Source organism: Faecalicatena contorta (genome assembly GCF_001404335.1).
GTDB classification, from domain to species: domain Bacteria; phylum Bacillota; class Clostridia; order Lachnospirales; family Lachnospiraceae; genus Faecalicatena; species Faecalicatena contortus_B.
In genome coordinates, this window is sequence record NZ_CYZU01000017.1 from 61,732 (window position 1) to 79,218 (window position 17,487).

Here is a 17,487-nt window from a genome sequence, read left to right on the forward strand (position 1 = left end):
TGCTTACATACATCCTACAAATAAAAAAGAAATTCTTACAAAACTGTCAGAAATCAATTTCCACAGTTCTGTAAGAAAACAGAAAAGCAGCTTCCCTTCCCAGGCTCAGAAGCCACGTTCATATATCCTTTCTCTTTTTCCAGAATCAACTTGGACAGATACAGGCCAATCCCGGATCCGTCCATATTTTCCGCATCCTTACTCCGATAAAAGCGCTGAAAAATCTTTGTCAGCTCCTCTTTCGCGATTCCCATCCCTGTATCCCGAAACCAGATCTCCGAATACATCTCATACCGCCTCATCCCTATCGTAATACACCCTGACTCCGGCGTATACTTTACGGCATTCTCCAGAATATTGGCAAATACCTCTGTAGTCCATTTGGGATTATGGTACAGGAAACAGTCCGGAAAATACTCGGTCTCTATCTCAATCCCCTTGCGTTGTGCCTTTTCGTAAACCAGATTCACCGCGTCAAGCAGCGTCCGGCGTATCAGTGCCCCCTCCGCCTCAAATACAATCACATTCTGTTCCAGCTTCACCATCTTAAACAGAGAATTCAGAATCCACTCCACCTTTACCGACTGCTTCTTCATCTTACCAAGAAACTTCTCCTGTTCCTCCCGTGGAAGCGATCCATCCTCCAGAATTTCTTCATACATCATAATGTTTGCAAGAGGAGTCTTCAGCTGATGAGACATATTGGAAATCAAGCTTTTTACCTGCTCCTTCTCCCTCTGGGCGCCGCCCACTTCAGCCTCCAGTTTTTCCTGGATACGCCTCGCCTTCCCCGCAAGGGCAGACACCTCCCCCTCACTCAAATCCGTCTGTTCAATCCTTTTATTATCCAGAATCCGGTCCATCATCCGGTCAACTTCCCGGTAAAGCCTCTGTTTCTTCCGCCTGAACCACAGCGCTGCTCCGGCAAAAACAAGAGCCAGTCCGCCAAAAATCCCCATCCATAACCATTCCATCATTCTCTACCGCCCTGTTTCTATCCACCCTCACATGCGTAATCAGACACTCATTATTATTCGATATACTAGTTCTCTTTCCATATGTATCCCAGTCCATGCACCGTCTTAATACAGCTGGGGGAATCCGGGTTCTCCTCAATCTTAGAACGCAGTCTCCGAATATTCACAGAAACCGTATTCTCATCCACAAACCGCCCGGAACTGTCCCAGACATATTCCAAAATCTGTTCCTTAGACAAAACCTGATTCCGGTTTTCCAGAAAAAACAACAGCAGCTTATACTCCACCTTACTCAGCAGAACTTCCCCGCCATCCCGAAAAACCCTGCACTCCCGCAGATCAACCCGTATCCCATTAGACTGGACAGCCTGTCCTCCATCACGCCGCATAACCAGCCGTTTCACCCGCGCTTTCAGAACCGCAACCGAAAAAGGTTTCGTCATAAAATCATCAACCCCCAGCTCCAGAGCCATCACCTCATCCAGCTCCGTATCCCTGGCCGTCAGCATCAATACAGGCACATCACTCTCCGCCCGAATCTCCCTGCAAAAATCAAATCCGCTCCCATCCGGCAAATTACAATCCAAAATAACACAGTCATACCCGCCCCTGGCCAGCATCCGCCGCCCGTCCCGGATACTAACCGCCAAGTCCGTGACATACCCGTCCGCCGAAAAAGCAAACCCAATCCCTTCCCCCAAATCAACATCGTCCTCAACAATCAACAAACAAGCCATACTCAATCCCTCACTTCACAATCCCTGCAGTCACCAACATCCTCACAAAAAAATCCCCGTGCTGACCATATCTTATTTTAATATTCTATCATAGTAAAAAACTACTGTAAATCCAATCCAGCAATACCATCCCCACACTGGCTCCTCCAGCAAATATCCCCCTCTACTTACTACCAGTCCAACTCAATCTACTTCCAACCCAATCCGCCTCCCCCGTTCCATTCACTCCCGAGAAAAGCCACGCCCTTCCTACCGCCCGGATGCGCCCAGCGGTTTTGTCGGACAGACGGGAAGCAGCCTTCCGGCATGTGTACCCGAAGGCTGCTTCCCGTATGTCCGTCAAAACCGCGGACCTCCTACCCTTTCATAACCTCCCCATAAGCCATTCGTTTCTCCACTGCCGATCCCATCTTCCCCATCTCAGCCACATCCCCGATCAGGATAACTCCGCAAAGTCTATTATTAAGGAAGTAATATTTCTTATACTGTTTTCTACCCATATCTTTAAATTCCACCGTCTTATACACAAGGTTCGGGTTCTTCCCCGTATCTCCCACTGCATAAAGCGCGGTATTCATTCCGTTAAACGTAAGCGCCGCCGGTACCTGCTCATATTCAACTTCTTCTCCTGCCGCATTGGCGCCTGCCACTTTTCCCTGTTCCACGGCTTCCGGCCAGATTGCATAATTGACGTTCTGGTATTGTGCACAGTCACCGCATGCATATACATCTGCCATACTCGTTTCCATTCTGCCGTTCACCACCACGCCACGATCCGTCTCCAGCCCCATCTGCTCAGCCAGCCCGATATTGGCGCGGACTCCGCTGGAAATGATAACCATATCCGCAGGGATTTCCTCCCCGCCTTTCAGCCGAACTGCGGTTACCCGCTCTTCTCCCAGAATCTCCTCCACCTGTATGCCGGTCCTGATGTTAATTCCACACTCTCCGCCAATATCTTTTAACAACTCTCCCGCAGAAGCATCCAGCTGGCGCCCCATCAGAACAGGCGCAATTTCCAGCACCGTAACACTGCACTTTGCCTTCTTCATCTCCCAGGCAGCCTCCAGCCCCAGTACGCCGCCGCCAATGACAACGACATTTTTTACCTTAGGAAGAAGATCGGCAATCTTCCTCGTATCCTGCAGTCTCCGGATAGCTACGACTGCTTCCTTGTCACTGCCGGGAATCGGAGGGATAAAGCACTCCCCGCCCAGAGCATAAATCAGCTTTGTATATTTCAGGCGTGTTCCATCCTCCAATGACACCTCTTTTTCTTTTGTATCCACGGAAGTCACTTTCTTACCCAGAACCTGTACGATTTTCTGTTCCTGATACCACCTTTCATCCTGAATGGCGATCTGGTCCTCATCTAATTCCGCCATGATAGACTTTGTCAGCATGGGCCGGTTGTATGAGCGGTAAGGTTCATCAGAAATCATCACAACGGAAGCTGTCTTATCCCGTTCACGGATAGCCTTTGCCGCCTGATAACCTGCCGCGCCATTTCCCAGAATCAGATAGAAGTCTTCCGTATCTTTGCGGTAAGAACTCTCCTCCACTTCCACGGGAACAAAGTTTTCCTTCCCCACCCCGCAGACCGGGCAGATCTCCAGTGAGGCATCGAATATCTCTCCGCAGACAAGGCATTTTACAAGGCCGCTCTCTGCGGTTTTCTTCTTTGTATTTGGTCTGTCCAGAAGGATACACCCAAAATTATATCCAAAATCAAAGGCGTCCTGTCTGTCCGCCTGATCCGGTCTGAAACGAACCTGATACCCTTCCACCACCTGCATCCTCAGCTGTTTGAGGCGCTCTTCTATATGGGGAACGCCTTCGCCGCTCCATCCGTAACTGCCGAATACGCCTGCAAGCTTGCCGCCATGGGTAACCGGCGTCATAGCCAGCGTCAGATCCCAGATCGGTTTCAGCGCCTCCCCCACAATCGTAGGCGTCCCAAGCAAAATCCCGTCTGCGAATCCCAGTTCCTCCACGGCTTTGCCCGGATCTGCCTCTACCATATCATAAAGGCGGATATCAATATCCCCGCATTCCCGAATCCCTTCCGCAATGTTCTCTGCCAGCTCTTTTGTATATCCATAAGCACTGACATAGGCAATAATAACGGTTTTCTTCTGATTAGGATTGCGGACGTCACACCATTTCTCATACCATTGGTAGATCTGCTCCAGCTTTGTGTCCAGAACCGGCCCGTGACCGGTACATATCATCGTAATATCCAATTGGCGCACCCGCTCCAGCGCCTTGACCATATAAGACTTAAAGGGGCCGATGATACAGTCAAAATAATACTTCGTGGCCTTTTCATAATCCTCCCAGTTCTCCACTCTGCTCAGCAGCACATCATGAAATCCATAATGAGAGCCAAAAGAATCACAGGTTACAAGGATCTGCTCCTCCTCAATGTAAGTGTACATCGTATCCGGCCAGTGCAGGTTCGGCACAGCCATAAAATACAGCGTCTTATTCCCAATCTGCATACTCTGCCCATCTTTAACCACAATTCCCGTAAAATCCCGGTTCACGATCTCTTTCAAAAAACCGTTTGCAGTCCCGGTAGAAATAATCTTCAGATGCGGACACATATCCAGAAGCCGCTCTACGCTTCCCGCGTGATCCGGCTCCGTATGGCTTACGACCAGATAATCAATCTCACTGACTGTAGTCACTTCTTCCAGTTTTTCCAGGTAATCATCCCAGAATTTCTCTTTAGCTGTCTCGAACAAAATTGTCTTATCCCCGGCCTTTAATACATACGAATTGTATGTAGTTCCAAACTCCGTATACATAATGATGTCAAATACACGCAGGGAATCATCCACAATACCGGTCCAGTAAAATCCTTCTCTTAATTTCAGGCTTTTCATTGCGCATCTCCTTTCAGGAAACAAATGTCTTTTTCTTATAATACCACAGAAATCATTTTCTTAAACCTTATAACATGATTTCCAAATAAACGTTTAAAATATGTAAGAGTTCAGGCACGCTCGAACTGTTACTAAAATATACTTATAATCTTTATGAACTTAGCAATACTAATTTTACTGATTTTATTACTGAAAGGTGCCACACTCATGAATAAAGAATATTTAATAAACCAAAGACCTCTGAAGGCACTTCTTGTCTTTGCCTTTCCTATTATGATCGGAAACCTGTTCCAGCAGTTTTATACCATGGCCGATTCCGTCGTGGTCGGACGGTTTGTGGGCGAAGATGCCCTGGCTGCAGTTGGGGCGTCCTATTCGCTGACCAATGTATTCATTTCTATCGCCATCGGCGGCGGCATCGGTTCCTCCGTTGTTACGAGCCGCCTTTTCGGTTCCCGGGATTATACAAAGATGAAACGCTCCATATCCACCGCACTGCTCACATTTCTTGGTCTGAGCATCCTGCTGGGCGCTTTCGGCTTATGGCAGAGCAGCACGATCATGCTGTATTTGAACACGCCGTCCAATATCATGGGACAGGCCACAGAATACCTGAATATCTATTTTCTGGGGCTTCCCTTTTTATTTATGTACAATGTGCTGTCTTCCATGTTTAATGCGCTGGGGCGCTCCCGTATTCCGCTCTACCTGTTGATATTCTCCTCTGTATTTAATATCCTTCTGGATATCTACATGGTATATTCCCTGGATCTCGGGGTAGCCGGAGTCGCATGGGCCACGCTTATAGCCCAGGGCATCTCTGCAATCACCGCCTTTATTCTGTTCTTAAGGGAACTGAAGGCATACCCCGCCGGGCCTGCTGTACCGTATGGCAAAGAGGAACTGAAGGCTATGACCAGAATCGCACTTCCATCTATCCTTCAGCAGTCCACGGTCTCCATCGGCATGATGCTGGTGCAGTCGGTTGTCAACAATTTTGGTTCCGAAATCCTTGCCGGATACTCCGCCGCCATGCGCGTGGAGGCCCTGTGCTTCGTCCCCATGGCCGCAATGGGCAATGCCATGTCCCCCTACACAGCCCAAAACATCGGGGCCCGCCGGTTCGACCGGGTACAGAAGGGCTATCACACTGCCTATGGGATCGTTGCCGCATTTGCCGTATTGCTCTGCCTCGCACTGCAGCTGTTTTACCGCCCGATCATCACCATGTTTCTCGGGGAAGGCGGTTCCGTCCTGGCTCTGGATACCGGCATCCGCTGCCTCAGATTCATGGGCTGGTTCTACGCCCTGATCGGCCTGAAAATGATCACAGACGGTTTACTGCGCGGAGCCGGAGATATGAAAATGTTTACCGTAGCAAACCTGGTAAATCTTGGAATCCGGGTCTGTTTTGCTGCCGCTATGGCTCCTCTTTTCGGCATATCCATGGTCTGGCTGGCAGTCCCCATCGGCTGGACGGCAAATTATCTGATCTCATATATGGAGTACCGGACGGGGAAATGGAAAAAGCTGCATCAGCAGGAATCGGTTTCCCGGACATAAAGACAAACACATTGGAAGGCTTTTGCCTACCCAATGTGCCAGTTCCGACTTATACATCTTTTAACCGTTCTTGTATACATGATACAGGCCTGATCCCAGGCTTCTAAGCACGGATCACATAGCCGGCTTTCCTCGGCTTCGCCTCCCCCTGTTCCGCCGCATATCCCAAAATACAATGCCCCACGCCAATATACCGGTCCGGATCCAGGCCCCAGCCTGCCAGAATCTCTCTGCCCTCTTTCCCGGCAAACACCTCTCTCGCCCGATGAATCCAGCAGGATCCGATTCCAAGTGAAGCCGCCGCGTTCAGCAGATTCCCAATAACCAGACTGCCATCCTCAACGCAGGTCCCCCTGGATCTGTCTGCCAGCACGACAATCACCGTTGGAGCCCCGTAAAAAGGATCGCTGTCCGTCCCCATAACCTCCGCATTCAGAGCAGAAAGCCTTCGGATCATATCCGCATCCTGCACAACTACCATCACCGGAGACTGCAGCCCCATCCCGGTGGGCGCATACGTGCCTGCCTGTAGGATCTGCTCCAGAATCTTCTCCGGAATCTGCTCTCCCGTATACTTACGAATACTCCTGCGTTCCTCCAGACACCGCAATGTTTCATTCATTCGAATCACTCCTTCATACACTCCTAAACATCACAAACGGTTCCATCCCCATTGTACCACTTATATTTCTGCAATAAAACCCCATATGTCGCATAGCGCCATTGTCGTTACGATTCAGTTACTGTTCAGACCGTGCCGTGCACCCTGCTGCACAGAATCGGAGCCGATGACGTGATGGTCTCCGGGCATCTGCCCATGAGCCGTGAATAGTAACCCTCATCTTAAACACTCCGCATATGCGGCAATTCTCTCGAAAATTTAGGCTATCTTACAGACAGCTGCTGCTTTTACAATTTTCTAACGCGCTTTAGCAGTAAAACGCCCGGATTGCCCTGCACAAATATTTCGCTGTTCCGTCTCCATAGGCAGTATTATAGTATTTGTCCATTCCTTCGTCCGTCTCATACATCTCTGCCAATTCCAACATCATCGCGCTCACATCATCCATCTGATACAATTGTCTGGAAACAAAATCCAGCTCCCCTACAATCTGTTTTACCTCAAACGTGCTTACATCCTTCCCCTTTAATTCCGCAAGTTTTTGATAAAGTGTTTCGCTTCTTTTCTGATAGGCATTAAAAACTTCTTCCGGCAGGTTATCTTTTACCGCGTCCATTGCTTTGTCTTTACTTCCATACCATTCAATCATCTTCTGATAATTTTCCTGCGCCTGCCCGGAACCGGCTTTCTCCAGAAAAGATTCCTTAAATTTGTGCAGATCACCATACTGTTTTTTCAGAGCATCTTTCTGCGATTCTCCCATATTTTCCAGCATAAGGCTGTACATTTCCTCGATATCCGCTTTACTGAATACTTCAAAACTCATCCTGTTCTCTCCTTTCAGAATATCCATGATCGTACCGATCAGCCGGTTCAGCCTGTCCCGTTTCAGTTCCAGCATCCGCATCTGGCTGGTGAGTACTTTATCCTTATCAAATTCGGGATTATCCATAATGGATTTGATCTCCTTTAAGGGCATATCAAATTCCCTAAAAAACAGAATCTGCTGAAGAGTCTCAAGTGCGTTATCGTCATAAAGCCGGTATCCGGCCTCACTACATGAAGTAGGCTTTAACAGCCCAATCTCATCATAATAATGAAGCGTGCGCACGCTGATACCCGTTATTTCTGATACTTCTTTCACTGTTCTCATTTTTCATACCCTCCTTTGATAAGACTACGATACACCCTGACGCACCGTAAGGGTCAAGACTTTTGGGGGAAGAATTTGTTAAGATTCGGGGAGGGGACGCCAAGGGGGAGGTGGGACGCAGGACTTTCTGCCTGTAAGGCCGGTTTAAAATCCTGAGCGCTTGACGAAGAAGTTCTAATAGAGCCAGAGGCGCCCAGAAGGGCACTTCCGACATGCAACGAGAAAGCCGGATGCTTTCTCGTTTTAGGCCGGAATGAAAATTGATTTTGAAAATCAATTTTCATCCCTTCTGGGCGCCTCTGGCTCTATAAGAACTTCTAATCGTCCGCTATAAGGCGTTTTAAACCGGCCTTACAGGCAGAAAGTCCTGCGTCCCACCTCCCCCTTGGCTGGTTCATCCGGACGGAAAGTAAGAAATTCTTTTCGTTGGTACCGTCTGAACGGGAGCAGCGGATGGAAAAGACTCCTCGGTACTGTTTTTGCCCCGGTTATTAAAACACTTTGTTCTTTAGCTGACACTCTTTAAGAGATCATCTGTAATATGACTTTATACTTCATAGTCAATAAACGGAAAAAGCTTGCGCCCTAAGACCTTTACAGACAAATTCCCCCTCTAAAAAACATAAATCCTAGTGAGCCCAAATACGCCGCTCCCGTCGTAGGCTTCCTCCCGGGAAATGAGTCCAAATCTTCCGTCCTGATGCGCCCAGCTAATGAGAAGGCGAGTCCGGCGCCTGGCGGGGCAATGTCTGCTGGTGAAAAGTCCATAAAGCAAGCTCTAGAAGCTGTTGAAGAAAACGGAAGGCAAAGAGGGGGCAGAATTTGCCTTACCAGGCAAATTCTGTTGACGCCTGCGGCGCGAATGCATCGGCATTCGGGCCAAATGCGTCAAGTACCCCTCTTTGCCTTCCGTTTTCTTCTACAGCTTCTTAGCGAAGTGTCAGGACATTTCACCAGCAGACATTGCCCCGCCAGGCGCCGGACTCGCCTTCTCATTAGCGCCCCTCATCCGCGCCCCCCACTCATACCCCAATTCATTCTTTTTAGATGGTACGTCTGCAGTAAGTTTCTGCCGTTAGTACACAGAACAATACTATATTTACGGCTGCAGCCACTGCCATGACACAAGGTACCCAGAAGGCATGCTCCCCGATAAACAGAAACCGGGTATCCAGCAGGGCGTACAAGAAGCTGTTCCCCATTCCTGTTCCGCCCGACGGCAGCACCGCGCTGATCCAGTCGCCCAAACCGCTATTCCAAAAGCTGTTGAGAAAGAAGGGCAGAATGCAGAAGACGAGAGCTGTGATGGCGGTTGAAGACACGCTTTTTAGTCTGCTGGATAAAAACAGGGTAAAGAAAATTGTGGCGAGTAAGGTCAGATATCCCATTCCTATAATAAGCAGCTGCAGCTGCCCCACTGTCAGTTTTATAAAAGTGATTGCGGAAAACAAAAACTGCACATCTGTCTGCCTGGCCTCCCAGCCAAATGCTGTGTTAATTATGATTGTGAAAATCGTCATGCATATCGCATATATTACGGTCAGTATGGTAAAGCAGGCGAGCAGTTTTACGATCGCAAGCCGACGCTTTCCATGTTTTGTGCAGCGCAGGATCTGGTCAGACTCTGTCTGGTATTCAATGGAAAATATTGGTACTGTGATTACGACTCCTACCACTGCCATCAAAAGTACCATGATCCCGAAATATTCTATAGAATTGGAATCCGTACCCGGGTAATAGGAAAAGGGCTTATCCACTTTTTCGTACATGGCCGCAGCCTTCTTCCTGGCCTGGGGATGATTCGGCTGTTCCAGATTCATCACATCTGACAGGTGCTGGCTGCACTGCTCATAAAACCGCCCGGCATCCTCCGCCGTCAGGCTCATTTCATCTGCTGCAAATCCTGATTTATCGTCTGCATACACCTCTGCCAGTTTCCTGACAATAAAGGAAACCGGCGCTATTTTTTCGTTGTATTCATTGACAGGCATATTTTCATCGTAAATACCGTTTTTATACTGCCCCGCGCATTCCTGATATTGTGCCAATGCCTGTACGATCATCTCCGGCGTCACGATTCCCGCATAGTCCGCCTGGGCCTCCTTCTGTACCCGTATTGCCTCCATCCCTTTGAACTCCGACTTATACCCGGAATCATCCTGTATGGTGTATCTCACAAAGCTAATCGGTGCATATGCCAATAATGCGGTCAGCAAAAGGGCTCCCAGTATCACGATCTGTACGGATCTGGTTTTCAGAATTCGTTTCAGTTCCATTAGAAAAAGTCTCATATCAGTGTTCCTCCTTTCCCGATTCTTCCTGCGGAAAGAGCCACAGATACAAATCCTCCAGTCTCGGCTGAGCCTGTACGGAATCGTGAAAAACCGGCTGGTCCGAGAGATAACGGACGGATACATAGTCACTGTTATCGTTGCGCAGATTTACGATCCTGGCCTTCTGCTCTGCCCGATGCACATCATAGGCGGGCATCTGCACATTCCAGACTTTGCCGTCCATAATTCCTACCAGCTCATCTGTCGTCCCCGATGCCAATATACGTCCGTCTTTCATGACAGCATTCTGGCTGGCTATATACTCTACATCCGGTACGATATGTGTGGAGATCAGTACGATCCTGTTTTGTGCAAACTCAGAGAGCAGGTTGCGGAAACGGACCCTTTCTCCTGGATCCAGCCCGCTTGTGGGTTCATCCAGTATCAGGATCTCCGGTTCGTTTAACAACGCCTGGGCGATTCCCACACGGCGTTTCATTCCGCCGGACAGCTTCGCAATCCTTTTATTTTTTACCTCCCCCAGCGTCAGTGTCTCCAGGAGTTCTCCGATCTTTCGTTTTGACTCCTGCCTGGTCAGCCCTTTTAACACCGCCATATATTCCAGGTAATCTTTTACGGTAAATTCCGGATAAAATCCAAACTCCTGGGGCAGATATCCAAAGATATCCCGGTAGGTCCCCCCAAGCGCAGCGATATTGATCCCGTCATACTTCACGCAGCCCGAGGTGGGTTTCATGATTCCCGCTATCATTCTCATCAAAGTCGTCTTCCCGGCTCCGTTTGCGCCGAGCAGCCCCCAGATCCCAGGGGTAACCGTCAGGCTAACATCATCCACCGCCGTCTTGTCTTTATATTTTTTTGTAAGATGTTCTATTTTCAGCTCCATATTTTCTCCTTTCAGCTCGTTTTACTTCGTACCTGCAGCAGTTCAGACGAAACTGAACTGCTGCCTCTGCTTAACATATATTTCAGCAAAACGCCGCTCCGTCCTTAAGGCTGTCTTTCTTCCAGATTCTCCGGATTTGATATGCACACAGCGCCAGGCAGAATACACATGCCGTCCATCCCACTGCTTGCGGCAGATCCGCCAGTTTTTTTGTGTCCAGCCGGTCCATGATAAAAGCGAGTACAAGAATGCATACCACCCCCGCGTTGCAGCTTTTCACATAAGACTGGATTCTGATGTGCCCAAGCAGGCCGGTACAGATACCGCTTACTGCCAGAAATGGCAGCAGACTTGTAAAAATAATCTCGCTGAAGCGGTATATATTTCCCGCAGCCGTAATACAAATCATTCCCGCCATCAATACAACCGCCCCGGCTTCTGTAATCAGCAGCCTTGCCGCCATCAGCCGGCCGGCCGAGAACAGAGATGCACTCTCGACTTCTGCCATATGGTATCGGAGGCTTCTTCCCATCATGGGGACTGCCATCCACGCCAGCATCACAGCCATCGCAAACAGAAGATAGGGCAGATGCCTGGAGGCCACCTCCATATTCGCTAAAATGGTATGAAGCGCACAAAACATTCCAACCAGCACCATCAACTGTAAACACCATATTTTCCAACCGATAAACCGGACCTGGCGCAGAACCAGTTCACCAAATCCGATTCTTCTGGCCCTGGACAGGCTGTTCTGCCTGCTTGTATAAAAAGTTTTCACCATACCGGCCGTTTTTTCCAAATGTTTTTCACAAATCTCCGGTTGTTTTTCCCGGAACTCTTTTCTAAGCTCCGTTATAAATGCATCATTTTTCATCTCCATCACCCCGCCATTCCTGCATGTTTTGCAATGTTCCCTCTTTGTCCTGCCCTGCAGCAGCCGTCTTTTTCAGCCTTTTCAGTGCATAACGAAGCTTTGACTGTACCGTTCTGACTGGCAGCCCGGTAATCTCCGCGATCTCCCGCAGTTTCATTTCCTGTCCATAACGCAGAAAGACCAGTTCCGACATTTCCTCCGGAAGCTGCCTGACAAGCCTCAAAAAGTCCGTATCGTCTTCCGTCTCCTGGAAGGAGGAATCCACCAAAGGCACTGCCTCCAACACCTCGTCCTCCACGGGCACCTCACATTTCCTCCGGCTCATATCAATGCATGTATTCGCAGCAATCCGATAGAGAAAGGCTCGGAATCTGCCCCGGTGGGCATACCTGTCCATATAGCGGACTGCCTTCAGAAATGTCTCCTGCACCGCATCTTCTGCATTTGCCTGGTTAGAGGTATGCCAACAGCAATACCGGTATATTTCCGGATAATACATACTGACCAGCTCATCCAGCCCCTCCATATTCCCTTGTTCTATTTGTTTAAAAATTTCATTTTCGCGCGTCAATTTTTCCTCCTCAGGGCGTCCCCTACTAATAATAACGGATGGGATTCCTGAAATGATTTAAATTTTCTAAATTAAATATATTTTCAAAGACAGCCAAATCGTGGATTTTGCCGCTTAAGCCAAGTATACATTCCGCTTTCCCGCCTCCTGTAATCTTTCATATCCTCCCATATCTCCTGCGGTCTGTCAACTTGGTGTATCTGGCAAAAAACAAAGTGGGCAGGCCCGCCTAAACTTCTCATCGCCTCACTCATGAAGGGCTTGCACACTTTGGCGCCGCCGCGATGCCGCTTTGCGGCTATATACCTTATCACAAAAAAGGAGGCATATCCCTGGTTAAACATGATTAACCGGAAGATGCCTCTTTTTATCTGTTTCTTTCTTTATTTTTTAACTGCCTGCAGTTAAAGAATCATTCCCATCTTCTTCAGCCTGCTGCGTATTCCGCCCTCTGAACGGTGATGCACTTCGCTGATCTCCTTTATCTTCATACCGGATTGGTACTCTTCCTTCAGCCGCTCCTCCTCTTCTTCGGTCCATGCCGCGTAAGCCTGCACAACACCCTGTGAGACCAGGCTGTCCCGGTATGCCTCAAATCCGTCTTTGATGGTTACTTTCTTTTTACCCGTCTTTTCGTCCAGTTCCTCTTCCGGCTCTGCCTTTGGCTCTACTTCCTCCGGACGGATCCCTTTTTCTTCCATATATGCCTTGACCATGCCCATAAAATCTTCGCCGTACTTTTCATACTTATTTGTACCAACCCCGTTAATCTCAAGCATGGCCGCCTTATTAGAAGGAAGATAAGTACTCATCTCTTTCAGCGTCCTGTCCGAAAAAATGATATACGGCGGCACATGGTTCTCCTGTGCCATCTCATACCGTTTCTGACGAAGGCGTTCAAACAGATCCGGATATTTCACGTCAACCACTTTCTGCTTCTTTTCCGCCTTCTGCTTTGCAGGTGCTTTTTCCACTTCTTTCGGAAGTTTGAGAATCACCGGTTCCGGAGTTTCCTCCCAGACCAGATTCCTTCCCATTTCTGTCATTTTCAAAACCGGGTATTCATTCGTGGTCAGGAACAGATATCCCTTCACCAGCAGATCATTCATAATCTGCCGGATGCGGACCAGCGTAACTTTTTTCAGCGTACCGTAATAAGGATTTCTGTCCAGCCTGAACTGGCGTACTTTTGCATTTTCAGATCCATGAACCGCATCGATAATGGCGTTGATGCCATATCGTTCTCCGCTTGTCCTGACCAGGTTGATCAGACTGACCGCCTCCTGCGTCACATCAATATCCTGGAATTCCATCAGGCAATTCTCACAGTTTCCGCAATAATTACCGCCGTATTCGCCAAAATAGCGCAGAATATAATCGCGCAGGCACTCATTTGTAAAACAGTAAAAGGTCATTTTTCTAAGCCGCTCGTTATCCCTCTCCCGTATCAGTTCCCGCTCTTCATAATCCAGATCTTCGTTCTCTGTCTGCCTGCCGATCAGGAATTCATTGATCTTCACATCCTGCCCGGAATACAGAAGTATGCACTCCGACGGCTCCCCGTCACGCCCGGCACGTCCGGCCTCCTGATAGTAGCTTTCTATATCCTTGGGCATATTGTAATGGATGACAAACCGCACATTGGACTTGTCAATCCCCATCCCAAACGCATTTGTCGCCACCATGATGGGCTTTATATCATAGATAAAATCTTCCTGATTCTGTTTCCTCGCGGAATCCGACAGGCCCGCGTGGTACTTTGCCGTCATGTAGCCTTCCCGCAGCAGAGCCTCATGGACCTCCTCCACATTTTTTCTGGTGTTGCAATAGATAATCCCGCTCTTATCCCCATTCTTCTGAAGATACGCCAGCAGCTCAGCCATCTTATTTTTTGGCTTTTTCACCGCAAAATAAAGGTTCTTTCTGTCATACCCCGTAACCATGACCGTCGGTTCCTGCAGACCCAGAATACAGACAATATCCTCCTTAACCACCTTGGTGGCAGTTGCCGTATAGGCCGCAATAACTGGTCTTTTTGGCAGCATATTGATGAAATCCACGATCTTGAGATAGCTGGGCCTGAAGTCCTGCCCCCATTGGGATATACAGTGCGCCTCGTCCACAGCTACCATGGAGATATTTACACAGCTGACAAGCGATAAAAAGGACTCCGTCAGCAATCGCTCCGGCGCCACATAGATGATCTTGTACCTGCCGTTTCTGGCATTGTCCATCGCTTTTCTGTATTGAACCTCCGTCAGTGAACTATTAATGAAGGCGGCGTGTATCCCCAGCTGGTTCAGGGCCGTCACCTGATCCTTCATAAGAGAGATCAGGGGAGATATAATGAGGGAAATCCCCTCAAACAATAACGCAGGGACCTGGTAACAGATCGATTTTCCAGCCCCGGTCGGCATGATCCCCAGTACGTCTCTTCCCTGCAGCGTGCTTTCAACAAGTTCCTCCTGTCCGTCACGAAATGAATCATATCCGAACACTTCTTTCAAAATTTTATATTTATCCATTCATTTCCTCTTCCTGTAAATTAATGCCATTGGCTATTACATAATCTGTCAGATGTTCCTTCTGTCAAATTCTTCCCGCAGCCATAAAGCTTCGTCCATTGTATTCTTCCAGCCGTCCCGTTTTAAATCTACCCGCCAGCCGTCTTCTGTCCAGAGTACCTCCACGCCCTCATTTTCCAGCATCTGCTTCTGCAAGTCCGGCGTGGCAAATGCCGCGGCTCCGCTTAATATCCCTTTCGCGTTCACCACACGGTGGGCCGGCGCATCCTCCCCCGCAAGCCCGCGGCTCAGGGCATACCCAACCTGCCTGGCATGCTTCGGTTTTCCGCACAGCAGCGCAATCTGCCCATAAGTAGAAACTTTTCCTTCCGGAATGATTGAACATACCAAGGCTGTCCTTTTGTAAAAATCCATAGTCACACCCGCTTTAAACCTCTGCATCTTAACACCATTATAATCCCTTAGGCTTTTAGTATATATCACACATTCCCAAACTGCAATATCGGGATTTAGCAACGAGATTTAGCAACGGGCCGGAGGGCTTGCCGCTTACAGTTCGATTGGCTGGTTCATCCGACCGGCAGTAAAGCCTCAGTCCCCAGGTTGTATCCGAGACGGGGTAGGCGGATGGAATGGGCTATTTGTATCGTGCATCATGTTAGAATAGGGGGGGGGGAAACTTTTAGGTATGGGAGCTTTGGGGTGTTTACGGATGATACTATGAAATTCAAACCAAATCTATTTTCTATAAATTCTATAAATTTTTTATACAATCTGAAGAGCTTCGATAGATATTGGCACTTCTGTTTGATATAATGATATACTATGAAGCATAGATGAACGAAGTTGTGTCTTCCTGGCAGTATAATTCCGCTATGCTGTGAAATAAGTTCTACATAACAAACAAATTACAAAAAGGACGCGATTGCATTGCACAGTAATACATCTCAGGATGAAAAATACCGGATGATGACGGAGGCGCCCATCCCCGGATTGATTGGCCGGCTGGCTGTTCCAACGATTATCAGTATGCTGATTACCTCATTTTATAATATGGCCGATACATTTTTTGTCGGCCGGATCGGCACCAGTGCGACAGCGGCGGTAGGGGTAGCATTTCCACTCATGGCTGTGATTCAGGCGCTGGGCTTTTTTTGCGGACACGGGTCGGGGAATTCTATTTCCAGAAGGCTTGGTTCTAAAGATGCGGATGCAGCGGGGCAGCTGGCGGCCACGGGATTTTTCCTGGCTCTGTTCCTCGGTTTTGCAGTAATGGCACTGGGACTGATTTTTCTGAAACCGCTCTGCATTGTACTTGGTTCTACGAAAACGATTCTGCCTTACACGGAGCAGTACCTTGGGATCATACTGATTGGCGCCCCCAATATGACTGCACAGCTTGTATTGAATAACCAGATCCGTTTTCAGGGAAATGCTTTTTATTCCATGGTCGGGATTACCATCGGGGCGGTCCTCAATATCGCGCTGGACCCGCTTTTTATCTTTGTCTTTCACATGGGGATCTCGGGAGCCGCCATTGCCACGATACTCAGCCAGTTCGTCAGTTTTATTCTGCTGCTGGCCGGCATCCGCATCTCTGGGTGCATCCCCATCCGGTTCCGTAACGTCCGGTTCCGAAAAGAACGGCTGCGGGAGATCCTGGGCGGCGGGCTGCCGTCGCTTTTCCGGCAGGGACTTGGCAGTGTCGCTACCATGACGCTGAATATTGCCGCGAATCCCTATGGGGATGCCGCGATTGCCGCCATGTCCATTGTGAGCAGGATTACCATGTTTGCCAGTTCGGCTCTGATCGGGTTCGGGCAGGGATTCCAACCGGTCTGCGGGTTTAACTACGGCGCTAAAAAATATGGCCGTGTCCGGGAGGCTTTCTGGTTCTGTGTGAAGGTCTCCACCGTGGTTCTGTTCGTTCTGGCGGTCACCGGTGCACTGCTGTCCGGCCATCTGGTCGGCATTTTCCGAAATGATTCGGAAGTCATCCGGATCGGAACAACGGCGCTTCGGTTCCAATGCCTGACTTTTATACTGAACGGATGGATTATTATGAATAATATGATGATGCAGACCATGGGGAAGACTGGATATGCTTCCGTGCTTGTCTCCGCCCGGCAGGGGCTTTTCTTCATCCCTGCACTGCTGATTCTGCCCCCGCTCTTCGGCCTGTTTGGCATTCAGATGGCACAGGCGGTGGCTGATGCCTGTACCTTTGCCATCACGACAGTCTTGTACCGCATTGTGATGAAGCAGATGCGCGGTGAGGAATTCGTAAGTAAAACTGACAGCTAATTATTATTCGAGGTACTCGCCAGATTCTATCTATTCTTGGAGATATTTTATATGCTTGTGAGAAAGGAGGAAATTCTTATGATACTCTGCATT

The 17,487-nt window shown here is 48.8% G+C and carries 13 protein-coding genes; 2 read left to right on the top strand and 11 right to left on the bottom strand.

Features of this window, described 5'->3' with window-relative positions:
• Positions 1-53: 53 nt before the first annotated feature.
• The 3 genes from ARB69_RS10455 to ARB69_RS10470 all read right to left on the bottom strand — a co-directional run bounded on the left by ARB69_RS10455 (position 54) and on the right by ARB69_RS10470 (position 4,602).
• A complete protein-coding gene (locus ARB69_RS10455) occupies positions 54-977 on the bottom strand; it encodes a sensor histidine kinase (protein ID WP_330377614.1) in 924 nt (307 codons plus the stop codon).
• Between the two features lie 65 nt (positions 978-1,042).
• Entirely contained in the window at positions 1,043-1,714 is a 672-nt protein-coding gene (locus ARB69_RS10460) for a response regulator transcription factor (protein WP_055152980.1), read from the bottom strand.
• Between the two features lie 356 nt (positions 1,715-2,070).
• Positions 2,071-4,602, bottom strand: a complete 2,532-nt coding sequence (locus ARB69_RS10470; RefSeq protein ID WP_055152984.1) for an FAD-dependent oxidoreductase — start codon at positions 4,600-4,602, stop codon at positions 2,071-2,073.
• Positions 4,603-4,755: 153 nt separating this feature from the next.
• Between ARB69_RS10470 and ARB69_RS10475 the strand changes: the two genes are divergently transcribed.
• Positions 4,756-6,165: an MATE family efflux transporter gene (locus ARB69_RS10475; protein WP_129878385.1), complete on the top strand. Its 1,410-nt coding sequence runs from the start codon at positions 4,756-4,758 to the stop codon at positions 6,163-6,165.
• Between the two features lie 103 nt (positions 6,166-6,268).
• Here ARB69_RS10475 and ARB69_RS10480 read toward each other — a convergent pair whose 3' ends face one another.
• The 8 genes from ARB69_RS10480 to ARB69_RS10520 all read right to left on the bottom strand — a co-directional run bounded on the left by ARB69_RS10480 (position 6,269) and on the right by ARB69_RS10520 (position 15,504).
• Positions 6,269-6,787, bottom strand: coding sequence for a nitroreductase family protein (locus ARB69_RS10480; RefSeq protein ID WP_055152988.1), 519 nt, complete (start codon positions 6,785-6,787; stop codon positions 6,269-6,271).
• A gap of 307 nt (positions 6,788-7,094) precedes the next feature.
• Positions 7,095-7,940 (bottom strand): MerR family transcriptional regulator, encoded by an 846-nt coding sequence (locus tag ARB69_RS10485; RefSeq protein ID WP_055152990.1) that lies wholly within the window; start codon positions 7,938-7,940, stop codon positions 7,095-7,097.
• Positions 7,941-8,983: 1,043 nt separating this feature from the next.
• A complete protein-coding gene (locus tag ARB69_RS10490) occupies positions 8,984-10,231 on the bottom strand; it encodes an ABC transporter permease subunit (protein ID WP_055152992.1) in 1,248 nt (415 codons plus the stop codon).
• Between the two features lies 1 nt (position 10,232).
• Positions 10,233-11,120 carry an ABC transporter ATP-binding protein gene (locus ARB69_RS10495; protein ID WP_055152994.1) on the bottom strand — a complete coding sequence of 296 codons (888 nt, stop codon included), beginning with the start codon at positions 11,118-11,120 and terminating at the stop codon, positions 10,233-10,235.
• An 82-nt stretch (positions 11,121-11,202) separates the two neighbouring features.
• The gene (locus ARB69_RS10500; protein ID WP_050640549.1) at positions 11,203-12,000 is read right to left on the bottom strand and encodes a hypothetical protein; all 798 of its coding nucleotides are present in this window, start codon (positions 11,998-12,000) and stop codon (positions 11,203-11,205) included.
• Positions 11,984-12,565, bottom strand: coding sequence for an RNA polymerase sigma factor (locus ARB69_RS10505; RefSeq protein ID WP_242857576.1), 582 nt, complete (start codon positions 12,563-12,565; stop codon positions 11,984-11,986). Before ARB69_RS10505 ends, ARB69_RS10500 begins: the two co-directional genes overlap by 17 nt.
• 404 nt (positions 12,566-12,969) lie before the next feature.
• A complete protein-coding gene (gene recQ / locus ARB69_RS10515) occupies positions 12,970-15,090 on the bottom strand; it encodes a DNA helicase RecQ (RefSeq protein WP_055152997.1) in 2,121 nt (706 codons plus the stop codon).
• A gap of 48 nt (positions 15,091-15,138) precedes the next feature.
• The gene (locus ARB69_RS10520; protein ID WP_055152999.1) at positions 15,139-15,504 is read right to left on the bottom strand and encodes an MGMT family protein; all 366 of its coding nucleotides are present in this window, start codon (positions 15,502-15,504) and stop codon (positions 15,139-15,141) included.
• 552 nt (positions 15,505-16,056) lie between these two features.
• On the opposite strand from ARB69_RS10520, the gene ARB69_RS10525 reads away from it, so the two are divergent.
• Positions 16,057-17,394, top strand: a complete 1,338-nt coding sequence (locus tag ARB69_RS10525; protein WP_055153045.1) for an MATE family efflux transporter — start codon at positions 16,057-16,059, stop codon at positions 17,392-17,394.
• The last annotated feature ends 93 nt before the right edge of the window (positions 17,395-17,487 follow it).